11 protein-coding genes, 2 tRNA genes and 1 pseudogene are annotated in these 14,507 nt (G+C 48.3%); 4 read left to right on the top strand and 10 right to left on the bottom strand.

Annotation, left to right across the window (positions count from 1 at the left end; translation table 11 throughout):
• The first annotated feature begins 205 nt into the window (after positions 1 to 205).
• Together TW89_RS02020 and aroB are read left to right on the top strand one after the other, a co-directional pair.
• Positions 206 to 684 (top strand): annotated as a pseudogene (locus tag TW89_RS02020) (shikimate kinase).
• A gap of 22 nt (positions 685 to 706) precedes the next feature.
• Positions 707 to 1,786, top strand: a complete 1,080-nt coding sequence (gene aroB, locus TW89_RS02015; protein WP_128580387.1) for a 3-dehydroquinate synthase — start codon at positions 707 to 709, stop codon at positions 1,784 to 1,786.
• A gap of 130 nt (positions 1,787 to 1,916) precedes the next feature.
• On the opposite strand, the gene TW89_RS02010 is transcribed toward aroB, so the two are convergent.
• The 3 genes from TW89_RS02010 to TW89_RS02000 all read right to left on the bottom strand — a co-directional run bounded on the left by TW89_RS02010 (position 1,917) and on the right by TW89_RS02000 (position 4,649).
• Positions 1,917 to 3,230: a sensor histidine kinase gene (locus tag TW89_RS02010; RefSeq protein WP_128580386.1), complete on the bottom strand. Its 1,314-nt coding sequence runs from the start codon at positions 3,228 to 3,230 to the stop codon at positions 1,917 to 1,919.
• A gap of 29 nt (positions 3,231 to 3,259) precedes the next feature.
• On the bottom strand, positions 3,260 to 3,937 hold the full coding sequence (locus TW89_RS02005) for a response regulator (protein ID WP_070607137.1): 678 nt from the start codon (positions 3,935 to 3,937) through the stop codon (positions 3,260 to 3,262).
• Between the two features lie 145 nt (positions 3,938 to 4,082).
• Complete coding sequence (locus TW89_RS02000; RefSeq protein WP_128580385.1) at positions 4,083 to 4,649, bottom strand: NADPH-dependent FMN reductase; 567 nt, start codon at positions 4,647 to 4,649, stop codon at positions 4,083 to 4,085.
• Between the two features lie 136 nt (positions 4,650 to 4,785).
• Here TW89_RS02000 and TW89_RS01995 point away from each other — a divergent pair, with 136 nt between their 5' ends.
• Both TW89_RS01995 and dacB read left to right on the top strand, forming a co-directional pair.
• Positions 4,786 to 6,213: an MFS transporter gene (locus tag TW89_RS01995; protein ID WP_128580384.1), complete on the top strand. Its 1,428-nt coding sequence runs from the start codon at positions 4,786 to 4,788 to the stop codon at positions 6,211 to 6,213.
• A 70-nt stretch (positions 6,214 to 6,283) separates the two neighbouring features.
• The gene (gene dacB / locus TW89_RS01990) at positions 6,284 to 7,696 is read left to right on the top strand and encodes a D-alanyl-D-alanine carboxypeptidase/D-alanyl-D-alanine endopeptidase (protein WP_128580383.1); all 1,413 of its coding nucleotides are present in this window, start codon (positions 6,284 to 6,286) and stop codon (positions 7,694 to 7,696) included.
• A gap of 293 nt (positions 7,697 to 7,989) precedes the next feature.
• Here dacB and TW89_RS01985 read toward each other — a convergent pair.
• From TW89_RS01985 to TW89_RS01955, 7 genes are all read right to left on the bottom strand, one after another.
• Positions 7,990 to 8,066, bottom strand: a tRNA-Asp gene (locus tag TW89_RS01985).
• A 32-nt stretch (positions 8,067 to 8,098) separates the two neighbouring features.
• Positions 8,099 to 8,174 (bottom strand) — tRNA-Val (locus TW89_RS01980).
• 69 nt (positions 8,175 to 8,243) lie between these two features.
• Positions 8,244 to 10,226, bottom strand: coding sequence for a monovalent cation:proton antiporter family protein (locus tag TW89_RS01975; protein WP_128580382.1), 1,983 nt, complete (start codon positions 10,224 to 10,226; stop codon positions 8,244 to 8,246).
• 269 nt (positions 10,227 to 10,495) lie between these two features.
• Positions 10,496 to 11,242 (bottom strand): 3-oxoacyl-ACP reductase FabG, encoded by a 747-nt coding sequence (gene fabG, locus TW89_RS01970; protein WP_004520427.1) that lies wholly within the window; start codon positions 11,240 to 11,242, stop codon positions 10,496 to 10,498.
• A 45-nt stretch (positions 11,243 to 11,287) separates the two neighbouring features.
• Positions 11,288 to 12,325 (bottom strand): glycosyltransferase family 8 protein, encoded by a 1,038-nt coding sequence (locus TW89_RS01965; RefSeq protein ID WP_128580381.1) that lies wholly within the window; start codon positions 12,323 to 12,325, stop codon positions 11,288 to 11,290.
• The gene (locus tag TW89_RS01960) at positions 12,318 to 13,388 is read right to left on the bottom strand and encodes a hypothetical protein (protein ID WP_128580380.1); all 1,071 of its coding nucleotides are present in this window, start codon (positions 13,386 to 13,388) and stop codon (positions 12,318 to 12,320) included. The genes TW89_RS01965 and TW89_RS01960 overlap by 8 nt, the downstream gene beginning before the upstream one ends.
• A 55-nt stretch (positions 13,389 to 13,443) precedes the next feature.
• A complete protein-coding gene (locus TW89_RS01955; RefSeq protein WP_128580379.1) occupies positions 13,444 to 14,445 on the bottom strand; it encodes a hypothetical protein in 1,002 nt (333 codons plus the stop codon).
• Positions 14,446 to 14,507: the final 62 nt, after the last annotated feature.

The following is a 14,507-nucleotide window of genomic DNA, read 5'->3' as shown; positions in this document are numbered from 1 at the left end:
TAGGGTAACAAGTACTGCGTTATTAGTATTTTAAGACTAGCAAAAAAGACATATCTGCAAAGGTAATGTCCTCGTTTTCGTTTTCCTAGACAGCCTTTCGTTCTAGGCCGTCTGAAAACCAACGAACTTTTCCACGAAACCAACCATATCGTATAAAACTGACCCTCATGGAAAAAATCAACGGCAATTAATTTTAATCGGGCTGATGGGGCGCGGGCAAAACCACTTTGGGCAAGCAGCTTAGCCCAAATGTTTGAATTGCCCGTTTTACGACAGCGACTACGAAATCTGCACTTCTTCGGGCGTATCCATTCCGACCATTTTTGAGATGGAAGGGGAGGAAGGCTTCCGAAACCCGCGAAACCAATATGTTGAAGAAGCTCGCTTCCCGGCGCAATATCGTTTTATCGACCGGTGGCGGCTCCGTATTACGCAGTGAAAACAGACAGATTTTTGCGCCAAAACGGCACGGTTGTTTATCTGCATGCCATCCCCGAAACCTTGCTGGAGCGTACCCGTTACGACAGCAACCGGCCGCTGTTGCAAGTTGCCGACCCTTTGACCAAACTGCAAGAGCTGTATGACCAACGCGATACGCTGTACCGTCAAACCGCCCATCTCGTCATCGAATCCGACAGCTGTCACAAAACGCTCAAACGCCTGATACAGGCTTTAGGCGAATAAATACGCTTTGCAAAGGAATACTATGCGCACACTGACTGTCCAAACCCCGTCCCATCAATACCCCATCTTTATTGGGCATAAACTGATTGAGCAGGCCGATACGCTGCTTCAGCCCTATTTAGGCAAAAAAGCAGCCATCATTACCAACGAAACCGTTGCGCCGCTTTATCTCAAACAGCTTCAGACGGCCTTAGACAGACTGGGCGTGCCGCATTTCAGCATTATCCTTCCCGACGGCGAAGAATATAAAAACTGGCAGACGCTCAACCTGATTTACGATGGCTTGATGCAAAACCGTGCCGAGCGCAAAACCACTTTAATCGCTTTGGGCGGCGGCGTGATAGGCGATATGGTCGGCTTTGCCGCGGCGACTTATCAGCGTGGCGCACCTTTTATCCAAGTGCCGACCACATTGCTCAGTCAGGTCGATTCCTCGGTCGGTGGTAAAACCGCCATCAATCATCCGCTCGGTAAAAACATGATTGGCGCGTTCTACCAGCCGCAAGCCGTGCTGGCCGATTTGACCGCCCTGCAAACGCTGCCGCAGCGCGAACTTTCTGCAGGCATGGCCGAAGTCATCAAATACGGCGCATTGGGCGATGCCGAATTTTTTGCTTGGTTGGAAGAGAATATGGCCGACCTGATGGTGCAACACCAAGAAAAAATGGCAGAAGCCGTTTATCATTGCTGCAAAATGAAGGCCGATATTGTTGCCCAAGATGAAACCGAGCAGGGTATCCGCGCATGGCTTAATCTCGGCCATACTTTCGGCCATGCCATCGAAGCTGAAATGGGTTACGGCGTATGGCTGCACGGCGAAGCTGTTGCCGCCGGTTGCGTCCTCGCTTCCCATTTGTCGCAAATTTTGGGCAAAACCCAACAAGCCGATACCGATCGTATTGCCGCTTTAATGGAAGCTGCCTCCCTCCCGTCTGCGCCGCCTGTTTTCTCCTTTGAAAAATGGATTGAACACATGAGCCACGACAAAAAAGTCAGCAGCGGTATCATGCGTTTTGTCGGTTTGGAATACTTGGGCAAAGCCAATATCACCGAAATTACCGATATGGAAATCCTCCGCCAAACCTTGCAGCCGTATTTGTGAAGAATGGATGAGGTTTGCTTTAAAATGTAAAAAGGCCGTCTGAAAGTCATTTTCAGACGGCCTTTGGTTTTTTAAGCGTTTTGATTCATCGGCTTAAAGTTAGATAAACCAATTTGGGCAGGTCAATCATTTAAAGCGTCTTTTTATCCAACTCGGCGATAATCAACAAGCCGCTGTCAAAGCGTCGGCTGTCGGCCAGTTTCAGACGGCCTTGATGGCGTTTGACAATGGTGTCTGCAATGGACAGGCCCAAGCCGGTGCCTTGTTGTTCGGTGCCGAGAATGCGGTAGAAGGGGTCGATAACGCGTTGGCGTTCGCTTGGGGGAATACCGGGGCCGTCGTCTTCCACCCAAATGTTGAGGTATTCGGCGGTTTCATCAAAGCCCAAATCGATGCGGCCGCCTTTAGGGGTGTAGCGGATGGCGTTGTCGGTAAAGGTTTTGATGAGGGTGTAGATTTCGGTGTCGTCGGCGTGGATTTGGCAGTCGTTTTCAACGGCAACGCCGATATCTTGACCTTTGGCCAGCGCCAGCGGCATGAGTTCCTGCAAGACGCGGCGGAACTGGTTTTGCAGGCTGATCAAGGTTTTAGGGCGTTGGGTTTCGGGTGCTTGGACGCGTGCGAGGGAAAGGAGTTGCTCGAGCAGGTGGCGGTTGCGCAGTATGCTTTGTTGCAACAGGGCGGACTGCTCGCGCGCTTCGGCAGACAGCTGCATATTGTTGAGCCGCTCTGCCTGAAGGGAAAGGGCGGTCATGGGGCTGCGCAATTCGTGTGCGGCATCGGCGATAAAGCGTTGCTGTTGGCGGACGTTTTCGTCAGTACGTTGCAACAGGTTATTAATGGCGATGACAAAGCCTTGGATTTCGCTGGGAATGTTTTGCGTGTCCATCGGCGAGAGGTCGTTGATTTGGCGCTGTTCCAAATCGTTGGACAGGGTTTTGATGGAATGCATGGCGCGGTGGGTAATCCAGACGGTAAGCAGGATAATCAGGGGCAGGGCGAGGAGCATGGGGAGGATGCTCTGCACGGCGGCCATTTCGGCCAGCTCTTCTCGGTAGTCGCTTTCCTGCATGACGGCGATGCGGCCTTGCTTGGTGGTGCGGGTATAAACGCGGTAGTAATCGTCGTCGTCATCGGCCTGAATGGTGTGCAGGCCGTCTGAAATCTTCTCAGGTAGGCTGACAATGGGGTTGGGCGTATTGGGAAATTGAACGGAAATCTTGTTGTCGTTGTCGAGCGAGTGATTCTCGTCATCGGCATCGCTCGGGTCGAGATAGTTCGCGACTTGGCGCAACAGGTCGTCTTGAACCTCTTGGGTCTCGTGATAAGTATCGTAATATGAAAATATGCCTGCAAGAATGGAGAGGGGCAGGAGCATACAGATCAGGGCGAGGCTGATCTTGACTTGCAGAGATTGTTTGATGGTGTGGATAAGGCGTTGCATGGTTTATGTGTTGATATTGTTGTGGTTTTTCAGACGGCCTGGTTGTTTTGAGCAACCAGCCAGCCGACCCCGCGGACATTTTGAATCGCTTCTTTGCCGAGTTTTTTGCGTAAGGCGTGAATCAGGAAGTCAACGGCGTTGCTTTCGACTTCTTCGCCCCAGCCGTAGATTTTATCTTCCAAATCGCTGCGCGACAGAATCATGCCCGGACGCAGCAGCAGGGCTTGGAGGACGGCAAATTCTTTGTTGCTGAGCATGATGGCCTGTTCCTGCCCGACTACTTCCGCCTGATGGGTGGAAGGGTTGAGCGTGATGATGCCGTTGGTCAGCAGCGTTTGCGCCTGTCCGCCGTGTCGGCGCAATACGGCGCGCATACGGGCTTGCAGTTCAGCCATGTCGAAGGGTTTGACGATGTAGTCGTCTGCGCCGCCGTCCAGGCCGTTAAGACGGCTGTGCAAATCATCGCGCGCGGTCACGATTAAGACGGGAACGGTACAGCCGCCGTTGCGGATTTGCGCCAATACGTCCAAACCGTCTTTGCCGGGCAAACCCAAATCCAAGAGCAGCAAATCGTATGCCTGCGCCGCCACTGCTGCAGCAACTTCCGAACCGCGGCTGACCCAATCGACAGCGTAGCCGGTGTCTTTCAGGTTGGCACTGACGGCTTGGGCAATCATGGCATCGTCTTCAACCAATAATACGCGCATGGAAGTTCTCCGGAGGATGGGTGGATAGTGATTATAACCGCACTCAATTAGTAAAAATTTAGGAACTATCGAAAAACTGATTTTTTGCAAAAGAAGAGGCCGTCTGAAATTCGGTTTTCAGACGGCCTGTATGCTTCAATCCCGATTATTTAGGGTTTTTCTCAATCAAGGCAACCAATTGGTCGATATAGCCTTGAACAAAGCCGCGCGCAGATTCGATGAGCTGGCCGTTGTCGTCAAACAGGGTTGGAGAGTTGCCGAGGAACACTTCCGGTTGGCCGGTCAGCGGCATATCGAAATATGAGAGGGCAAGGCGCAGATTTTTTTGCGCGCTATAACCGCCCATTTTGCCGACAGAATGGCTGATGATGCCGGCCGGTGTTTTTTTCCAGGCAACATCGGCATTGGGTTTGGAGCCGATGTCGATGGCGTTTTTCAGGCATGCTGGGAGGGTACGGTTGTTTTCAGAAGTCACGAACAATACGCCGGCAGAGGCTTTGATGGTTTCACGGAACTCGGTATAGCTGGACGGAGTAGGGAAGTCGGTAACGGCAGGATCGTCGTAGTCGAAGTTGTATAAAGGCAAATGGCCGATTTCGACGATTTGCGCTTCGTAGCCTTCGGGGAACATGGAAATGACGTTTTGTGCGACTTTTCGTGCGAACGAGCCTTTACGCAGGCTGCCGACCAAGATGCTGACTTTCTTTGACATGTTTTTCTCCTGTTTAATAATAAAAATGAAAACAATTCTAAATTTTAGTGTTATCTGGGGAAGCGGTCAAGGTTTCAGACGGCCTGTCAAAATGGTTTATGCTAAAATAACGGTTTCGCTGATATTTCAAATTATTATGCACGCTTCTGATTCGCAAGAGGGCGAAACGGCACACGAATACTACGCCGACAATCCCGACTTTCCTGCTAAAACCATTGTCGCCACCTTATTCATCGGCGCATTTTTCGGCTATCTCAACGATACGCTGCTGAATGTCGCGCTCACGCCGATTATGAAAGATTTCGGTGTCGATAAGACCACGGTCCAATGGCTGACGACGGGTTTTCTGCTGGTCATGGGGGCATTTACGCCGATTACGGCAGGCGTGATTCAATGGTTTGAAACACGCAAAATGGTGCTGTTTACGCAGGCGACGTTTTTAGCTGGCTCACTGATTTGCGCGTTTGCACCGACGTTTGGCGTATTGGTGGTCGGTCGGATGGTGCAGGCAGTGTCTGCCGCGTTTTTTGTCCCGCTTCTGTTTAACGGCGTGTTGTCGATTTTTCCGCCCAACAAGCGCGGAACGGCGATGGGCGTCATCACCATGATGTTTACCGCCGCGCCTGCAATGGGGCCGACGCTGTCGGGCATCATCATCGACCATACGCATTGGCGCGTACTGTTTGGCTTTACCGCGCCGTTTATGTTGGCGGCGATGGTGCTGGTGGGCAAATATTTGACGGTCAATTTGAGTAACATCAGCCGTCCGAAAATTGATATGTTGTCGGCTGTACTATCGATTGCGGGCTTCGGCGGGCTAGTTTATGCGAGCAGTAATTTTGCCCATATGCCGCTGCTGGAATTTATCCTGCTCTTTGCCGCTTCCGTTGTGCTGGTGGGTTGGTTTGCGCATCGTCAGTTCCGTTTGGCTACGCCGTTGTTGAACCTTCGTGCGTTTGAATACAAACAGTTCAGATGTTGTGTTGTGATTTTGGCCGGTGCGATATTCCTGTTTTTGGGCTTGGAGCTGATGGTGCCGATGTACACGCAGCAAGTGTTGATGCTGACCGGTACGGCAACCGGCCTGATTCTGATGCCTGCCAGTATTGCCCAAGCAGTTGCTGCGCCGTTGTTCGGCAAATTGTTGGACAAAAAGGGCGGCCTCTTCGTCGTTTTGCCGGCAACAGTGATGCTGGTGGTGTCGCTGGCGGTATTGTGGCTGTTTTTGCGGATTGATACGCAAGTGGTGATGTTGACGGCGATGTTTACGCTGTTGGCGCTTTCCGTGTCTGCTTGTGTAACCGGCGAAACTCATGGTCTGAACGCGTTGCCGAAAACGCTCAATCCGCACGGTGCGGCGATTCTGACCACCATCAACCCGATTGCCGGTGCCATCGGCGCGGCATTTTTTGTCGGTGAGACCAATATCGGCGAGAAACTTTCCAACGCAGATATGCCGCAACAGGCAATGCTGGACGGTATCCATTTGGCGATGGGTTGCGCTTTGGTTGTCGGTGTTGTGGTCGTTATGTTTGCTTTACGTTTGAAAGCGCATCAGAAATAAATAAAAGGCCGTCTGAAACGTTCAGATGGCCTAAGTACCTCGTAAGAATTTATAAGATTTTTGTAACATAATGAAGTTGAAAAGTATTTTATCAATCAGCCTGATGGTGGCGGTTTGTCCGTCATGGGCTTTGGATTTCGGGCGTATTCCTGAAAATGAAATTTCTGTTTATGTGCAGGAATTGGACAGCGGCAAAGTGATTGCCGAACACCGTGCCGATGAATTGCGCAATCCTGCTTCGACCATGAAGCTGGTAACGGCGTTTACCGCGTTTCGTATGTTGGGCGGTGATTATCGTTGGAAAACCGAGTTTAAAACCAACGGCACAATCAAAGGTGATACGCTGAAAGGCAATGTGTATTGGGTGGGGAGCGGCGATCCTGTGTTTGACCAGCATGATTTGGTGCAAATGCAGCAACAGATGCGCGATAAGGGCATGCGCCATATTGACGGACATCTGATACTCGACCGCAGCCTGTGGGGCGATGTGAAGAATCCGGATGATTTTGCTTCCGATTCTGCCGAAAGCTTTATGACACCGCCCGATCCTAATATGTTGGCGTATAAAACCGTTGAACTGCGTGCTGAAAAAGAAGGAGACGGAAGCTTGGTCATCCGTACCAATCCGCCGCTGCCGAATCTGAACATTCAAAACAAATTGACGCTTGAGAATAAAGAAGGGAAGTGCAGTGTTTTAAAAAACCACATGAAGACTTCCTATAAAAACAATACGCTGACCGTATCGGGTAAGCTGCCGGAAAGCTGCTTGGGCAAAGAACTGTATCTGAATATGTACAGCATGAAAGAATATGTCGGCAAAAGTTTTGTGAACCAATGGCGTCAACAAGACGGCACGGTTTCAGACGGCCTGACGACAGGTGTCGCGCCTCATGATGCACATGTGTTGGCAAGCCATCTATCCAAACCGCTTACCGATATCCTCACCGATATGAACAAGCATTCCAATAATCTGATTGCCCGTTCGGTTTTCCTTAAATTTGCCGGAAATATGTCTGATTACAAGTTGGCGCAGACTAAGGCCGCGTCTATCGTAAAAAGTGAGCTGGCGGTCGCCGGTATCAATACGGAAGGGCTGGTGTTGGAAAACGGCTCAGGCCTGTCCCGCGTAGAACGGCTCAATGCGCGCATGATGGCGCAAATGTTGGAAAAAGCCTACTTCAGCCCGTTTAAAAACGAGTTTATCAGTACGCTGCCGATTGCCGGTAAAGACGGTACGCTTAAAACACGCTTGAAACAGCCGGGTGAAAACCTGCGCCTTAAAACCGGTACGCTTAAAGATGTCCGCGCATTGGCAGGGTATTGGTTGGGCGAAAAGCCGTTGTTGGTTGTCGTCATTATCAACAGCCAGAAATCAACCGATTATTTACGCGACTTGGATAAGCTGGTGTCTAAAATTGTTCAGCCCGGTGGCGAACATTGGATTGATGCTAAGGTCTCCTGCATGATTAGGTATCAGGCTTGATAAGCTAAAAAAGGCCGTCTGAAAATGTATTGGCGTTTTCAGACGGCCTTTGTGTAAGAAGGGGAGGCAAGTATTTATGTCTATTTTGAATAGATGATATAGGGATTTAATGGATAAGCGTTTGGTGTGAATCCGCTTGAGATGGATGGTCTTTCAGGGTTTAAACCGTATGTCTGCTTTATTGCGTTGCCCTGTTTTATTTTATCTAAAATAGCTGGATTTTTTATGAAAAGGCATAGGGTACAGACGAAAAAAATACCGGTAAAAACCGGTATTTTTTACTTTTAACTTAATGGCGCGGCGGACGGGGCTCGAACCCGCGACCCCCGGCGTGACAGGCCGGTACTCTAACCAACTGAGCTACCACCGCGCATCCACTGTCAGAGACAATGAAAAGGAAAGTGGTGGGTGATGACGGAGTCGAACCGCCGACATTCTGCTTGTAAGGCAGACGCTCTACCAACTGAGCTAATCACCCATGCGCAAAATTGCGAAGACGCTATTAAACCAAAAAATCCTGATGCGCGCAAGATTTATTTGCCGATAATTAGATATCTCCCTGCAAACACCAGTTTTCAAAGGAAATAATTTCTTCTTGCTTACCTGCGACAACCAAAATATCACCGTTTTCCAAAACGAAATCAGGGTCAAGGTCTTGGATTTTCCCGGTATTGCGGCGGATAAACAATAGTTTCAGATAATGCGCCGCCAATGGCAATTCACGGATGGTTTTGCCGATGGCGTGTGCCTCGCCTTGTAATGGGAAGGCATGGCGGCAGACGGCCTTGCTGTCTTCGTCGGAGAAGCTGTCATCATCACTGCCGACAAACAAGTCTTGCAAAGATGCATAGCGGCTGTGACGGATATGGGTTATGGTTTGATAAACATGGTTGTAAGAGAGACCGTGACCCAACATGGCATAGCTTGCCAGCACCAGGCTGGTTTCTTTGGTATCGGAGACGGTTTCTTCCGCACCCATTTCGGTAAAGGTTTTGACGTAATCGTCATTGGTGGCTCGAACATAAACCGGCATGCTCGGATGCATGGACATGATGTTGCCGAGAACATGTTGGGTCTCGTGCATATTGTTCAGTGTGATGACCACCATTTTGGCGCGTCCCAAGCCGGCGGCTTCCAAGACTTCACGGCGTTTGGCATCGCCAAAGGAAACCGGTTCGCCTGCGTTGCGTGCCACTTGTACGCGGGCAATGTCCAAGTCAAGGGCAAAGTAGGGGATGCCTTCTTGCGCCAATACACGGGCAACCGATTGACCGCCGCGTCCGAAACCGATAATCAGGACGTGTTCGGATTTGCTCATGGTTTCCACCAGCATGGAGTGTAAGTCCAAGGCTTTCATGTCCCAGTCGGATTTGACGAAGCGGCTGACGATGGCATCGCTGCTGCCCAAAATGAATGGTGCGGCAATCATGGAGAGCAAGACGGCTGCAGTGGCTGCTTGTTCCAATTCGGGCGAAACCATATTGATTTTGCTGGAAATGGCCAGCATCACAAAGCCGAACTCGCCGCCTTGCGCCAAATAAAGCGCACTTTTGAGGCTGTCGCCCACAGGGTTTTTCATGCGCAAAGCGATGATGAAGACGACCAGTGCTTTCAAAATCAACAGGATTGCCAACAAAATCAGGATTTGCTGCCAGTTGCCGATCAGCGCCTGAATATCCAGCTTCATACCGACGGTAATGAAGAAGAAGCCCAGCAGGATATCGCGGAATGGACGGATGTCGTCTTCCACCTGAATGCGGTATTCGGTTTCGGAAAGCAGCATACCGGCAACGAATGCGCCCAATGCCATAGACAGGCCTTCAAGCTCTGTAAGATAGGCCACGCCTAAAGTAACCAGCAAAACGTTGATCATAAAGAGTTCGGACGATTTGCGTTTGGCAACCAGTCTGAACCAGCGTGACATCACTCGGCTGCCGACAACAAACAAAATGCCCAAGGTCAGCAACATTTTCAAACCGGCCAAGCCCAGCTCTACCCATAAGTTGCCTTCGCTGCCGCCAGCAAGTGCCGGAATCAGAATCATCAGCGGTACAACGGCAATATCTTGCATCAGCAAAACACCCATGGCCATTTGACCATGCGGCTGACCCAGTTCGGTTTTCTCCGACAGAATGCGGCTGACGATGGCGGTGGACGACATGGTCAGTGCGCCCGCAGTGGCAAACGCCCAGTTAAACGGTGTGCCCATTGCCATCAAAATGCCCATAATCGAGAGCATGGTAATGATGACTTGCAAACCGCCCAAGCCGAATACGAGGCGGCGCATGGCTTTGAGTTTGGGCAGGGAGAATTCGAGACCGATGCTGAACATCAAGAACACAATGCCGATTTCGCCCAAATAGTCAGTGGCGTGGCTTTGAGGAATCAGTTTGAACATACCCGGACCGGCAATAAAACCGACCAAAAGATAACCGAGCATGGAAGGAATGTTGAATTTGCGACAGCAGATAACCGTAATGACGGAAACCAACAGGACAATGACAATGGGACCGAGGGAGAATTCGTGCATAGAGTGGGCGGCCTTTCGTTAAAAGTAGCTATTGTTATATAGGCCGTCTGAAACACGTCGAAAACCGACAGCAAACCCAAATAAAAACGCACAGAATGAACTTCATTTCTGCGATTTGATTTCCCGTATCATGCTTATTTGGACTTACTGTTTCGAGCGTTATCTAACGGATTGTTAAGATTATATCAAGATAGAATGTAAAGTAGTGTTTTGATTGAAAAAAAAGGGCCGTCTGAAATATTCAGACGGCCTTTAAATAAACAAACGGGTTAAGGCATCAACATGCCGCCGTTGACATGAAGTGTCTGACCGGTAATGTATTTTGCCTGATCAGAAGCCAAGAACAAGACTGCATCGGCAATATCTTGCGCTTCACCGAATTTGCCCAAAGAAGTTTGCGCTTCAAAGGTTTTGCGGGTTTCTTCCGGCAGGGCGCGGGTCATATCGGTGTCGATAAAGCCGGGGGCAACGCAGTTGACGGTAATGCCGCGGCTGCCGACTTCACGCGCCATAGATTTGGAGAAGCCGATTAAGCCTGCTTTTGCGGCCGCATAGTTGGTTTGGCCGGCATTGCCCATCACGCCGACAACGGATGTGATGTTGATGATGCGGCCGGTACGCTGTTTCATCATGCCGCGCAATACCGCTTTGGAGGCGCGGAAGACGGATTTGAGGTTAACCTGCATGATGTCGTCCCATTCTTCCTCTTTCATGCGCATTAGGAGGTTGTCACGGGTAATGCCGGCGTTGTTGACCAGAATATCCAGTTTGCCGAATTCTTTCTCGATGTCGGCAATCAGGTTTTCGATGGTTTCAGGTTCGGCAGAATTCAATGCACGGCCTTCGCCGCCCCATTGTGCCAAGCGTTCGCCGATTGCAGCCGCACCGCTCTCACTGGTGGCTGTACCGATAACTTTTGCACCGGCCGCAGCCAAAGTATCGGCAATCGCTGCACCAATACCGCGAGAAGCGCCGGTTACCAAAGCGATTTTGCCGCTCAAATCTTGTGTACTCATGTTTTATTCCTTAATTGCGATTGGGAAAAATGGTTTCAGACGGCCTTATTTACCTAGGGAGGGTGCTTGATACCGTCGTTTGTTGATTCTGCGTAATAAATATTCTTTGTAGTATGCCCATGCTTGCTTTTTTTGTCCTTGTTTCCAAAGTCGTTTGGCTGCTTGTCTAAATTTCCTTTTAGGATTTGGAAAGGGCAACCAAGTTGATAGAGGTTGTTCTAGATATCCGTTATTCCATGGGGAATTCTTAAAATATTGATCATATGCAGGGTGGAAGCCTAATTGATGCCACGGTTTGATATGGCCAACAAAATGGACTAAGCGGATATTGTTGGGATTGTCGATTAATTCACTGTATTTTTGATGCCAATGTATCCAGTTAAAGTTTTCTGAAAGCCAGTGTACATGACCTATACAGGCTAAATTCAAAATATCTTGGTCTGGACAGGAGAGTTTAAAATTCTGTTTTTCTACGGCTTGCATTTTTTCAGACAAAATTTTATCTATTGCCATATCATTCCATTTGTCAATATTGAATAGAATGACCCCAGAGTTGAAATAAGGCTCAGTATCTGTAAAACCAAATTGATTGAGTTGTTTTATATATGCTCTGTATAAGATTGCATCAGGTACGGCAGCAATCAAAGAATTTGAAATGTCGATTTCAAATAAATCATCAATGTTGCCCAAGCACAGTACATCAGTATCTAAATAAAGCGCAGTATGAGCAATACCTTTTAATAAGCAAGGGATACTCATACGGTAATACATAGCGATAGTAAAATAATGGGTAGTCTGCAGGGTAGAAAAGTATTCTGTATTTAAATGGTAAACGCTTATTGCGTAGTTTTGATTTGATGTTTCAATTTGATCGAAAATATTAAAATCATAACCTTCTGAACCACTAACTAACAAATGAAAATGTATTGGACTGGTATTGTTTTGCAGCACAGAAAGTAACGCAGTGCCGATGTGTTTGATATAGTTTTGATCGGCTGCATAAACAATATGTTTCGGATGTTCAATGAATTCTCGTTTGCGGATATGAACAGTTTCTAATACTAATTTTTCTCTATCAAACATTTAAATTCTCCACAACTTCTCTATTGATTTCAGGTAATCTGATAGGGATATTCGGTTCAATATCAAATGCGCAGCTGATCCAGTTGCTGAAGCTGTATTTGTGTTTCAGGCCGGGGGCAAGCGGTATATACGGCAAGGTCAGGAAGGCTTTGAGTTCTTCAAGGTTGCTTCCGTCCCAGTAGAACATATTGTTCGGGTGATAAAAATCGTAATGTACGATGGTCGGATTGGTCGTAATCAGTTTTTTGTCCAATCCAATCGCTTCGAAAATCCGCAAAGAGAGGCCGTAGTGCTTGCGGTTGAGGAAATCTACCAATACGGAGGATTTGGCCGCTTCTTCTAAGTTTTGACGATAGGAGAGGGCGTTTTCAAATGAGAAGAACTCGACTTCTGGAATGCCTAAAGCCGCTTTTTCTTCGTCAATTTTCTTGCTGGCCAAGCGGAAATCTATTTCTAAACCGATTGAACGTGCAGCTTCGCAAAATGCACGGATGTCATTGTTGCGGTCGGCGGCGTACGAGCCGATAAACAAGATTTTGTTTTGCGGGTTTTCAGACGGCCTGAAGCTGTCAAAGTAGAAGCTGGTGGTTGGAAAGAGTTTTTCGGTGTATTCAGGATGTTTGCCTTGGTCAAACGGATCGAAAAAGTAAAATTTGTCGAAAAATTCGATGTTGTCGAAGTCTTCTTTCAAGAAGGTCAGGGCTTCCCAGTTGTAGTACACCATTAATTTTGAATGCGCTCTGAGCTTGGCGATGAAGTCTTTCGGATAGGCGCCCAGCCAAATCATGAAGCAATAATCCGCTTGTTCGGGATGTTCGCTTAACAGGGTATTGAGGCGTTCTTCTACGGCGCGGAACATGGTCCGTTTTTTGAAGTCTTTTTGTCCAAGAATATTTCGATACCAGATTTTTTTCAGCCGTTGAAATACATTTTTGTATTTGAACTCTTTTTCTTCATAGGTCAGGGACAGCACTTCAAATCCGCATTTCTCCAAGTTCTCAATAATGAGTTCGTGGATTTTGAAGAGTTCCGGCATGGCGAGAATGACTTTTTTCTTACTCATAATGTATTCAATATAATATTTTGTCAGGCAGGTATATTTGCCATAGGCAATAGGGTTAATCAATGCCGAGCAGGCGGTTTAGCCATTGTGTAAACGAATAATAGGCTTTGATTTCAGGGGCAGGTTGCTGATACGGACGTGCCAAAAATTCAGGCAATGCGTCTAAATTACCGCCGTCCCATACGAACACGCGGTCTGGGTGGTATAGGTCGGTTTCCAAGATATGTTTGTTGGTGGTAATCAGTTTTTTATCGAAACGCAACGCATCAAAGATACGGAATGATAAGCCGTAATGTTCGAATTGTGCAAAATCGACGACTGCACCGCAACTTTGCACTTGGCTGAGGTTTTCTTCAAAGCTGAGGATGCTGCTGCGGTCAAGATAGCGGATGCCGTTGTGTCCGAAGGCTTTTTCAGCCCTGTCGTCTTTGCAGTAGATATGAAAATCCAAGGGTAGGCTGAGGCGTTCGGTTTCTTGGATAAAGCGTTTGGTTTGCTCTTCGCGTCGGAGTTCGTAGCCGCCTAAAAAGTAGAGTTTGTTGGTGGGCGCATATTCCGCCACGGGAAAGTCAAAGTAAAAATTGGTGGTGGCTTTGAAATGGCATTGCGGATATTTTTGAATATCGTCGGGGTCGAAAACCCAGCATTGGTCAAAATAATCCAAATATTCAATAATATCTGGAAATCGACCTACGCCATCCCATTGATAATTCACGCAAACATTGCTGTGTTCGCGGATGGTGGCGATGATTTCTTTGGGGTAAATATTGGCGCGGATACAAAGCGCATAATCGGCTTTTTTGCCGTTTAGCAAGGCCAATTTTTGCTGAATGTCGTCGAGGTGGCGGCTGTATTTGAGGTATTTTTTATAGTTGCCGTCTTTGGTGATGTGTTTGTGGTAGAGGTTTTTGAGTCTGCTGCCCAAGTTCGGATAATAGGAATCTCGGTCGTCATAGCACAGATTAATGACATCAAAACCAAGAAAACGCAGATTTTTTTCGATACATTGATCCAGTCCGTACATGTAGGGAACGGCAAGAATAATGGTTTTTTTCATAATGTATTCGGATTGGGGTGGGCTGATTTTTCAGACGGCCTTGCCTGACAGGATAAGGCCGT

The sequence above is a fragment of the Neisseria flavescens genome (genome assembly GCF_001618065.1).
In the GTDB taxonomy this organism is placed as follows: Bacteria; Pseudomonadota; Gammaproteobacteria; order Burkholderiales; family Neisseriaceae; genus Neisseria; species Neisseria flavescens_A.
Note: the sequence above shows the minus strand (reverse complement) of the source record. Positions and strands in the feature narration are given on the sequence as shown.

Coding starts and splice junctions, on each gene's coding strand:
- aroB (WP_128580387.1), top strand. CDS start 707: ATGCGCACACTGACTGTCCAAACCCCGTCCCATCAATACCCCATCTTT.
- TW89_RS02010 (WP_128580386.1), bottom strand. CDS start 3,230: ATGCAACGCCTTATCCACACCATCAAACAATCTCTGCAAGTCAAGATC.
- TW89_RS02005 (WP_070607137.1), bottom strand. CDS start 3,937: ATGCGCGTATTATTGGTTGAAGACGATGCCATGATTGCCCAAGCCGTC.
- TW89_RS02000 (WP_128580385.1), bottom strand. CDS start 4,649: ATGTCAAAGAAAGTCAGCATCTTGGTCGGCAGCCTGCGTAAAGGCTCG.
- TW89_RS01995 (WP_128580384.1), top strand. CDS start 4,786: ATGCACGCTTCTGATTCGCAAGAGGGCGAAACGGCACACGAATACTAC.
- dacB (WP_128580383.1), top strand. CDS start 6,284: ATGAAGTTGAAAAGTATTTTATCAATCAGCCTGATGGTGGCGGTTTGT.
- TW89_RS01975 (WP_128580382.1), bottom strand. CDS start 10,226: ATGCACGAATTCTCCCTCGGTCCCATTGTCATTGTCCTGTTGGTTTCC.
- fabG (WP_004520427.1), bottom strand. CDS start 11,242: ATGAGTACACAAGATTTGAGCGGCAAAATCGCTTTGGTAACCGGCGCT.
- TW89_RS01965 (WP_128580381.1), bottom strand. CDS start 12,325: ATGTTTGATAGAGAAAAATTAGTATTAGAAACTGTTCATATCCGCAAA.
- TW89_RS01960 (WP_128580380.1), bottom strand. CDS start 13,388: ATGAGTAAGAAAAAAGTCATTCTCGCCATGCCGGAACTCTTCAAAATC.
- TW89_RS01955 (WP_128580379.1), bottom strand. CDS start 14,445: ATGAAAAAAACCATTATTCTTGCCGTTCCCTACATGTACGGACTGGAT.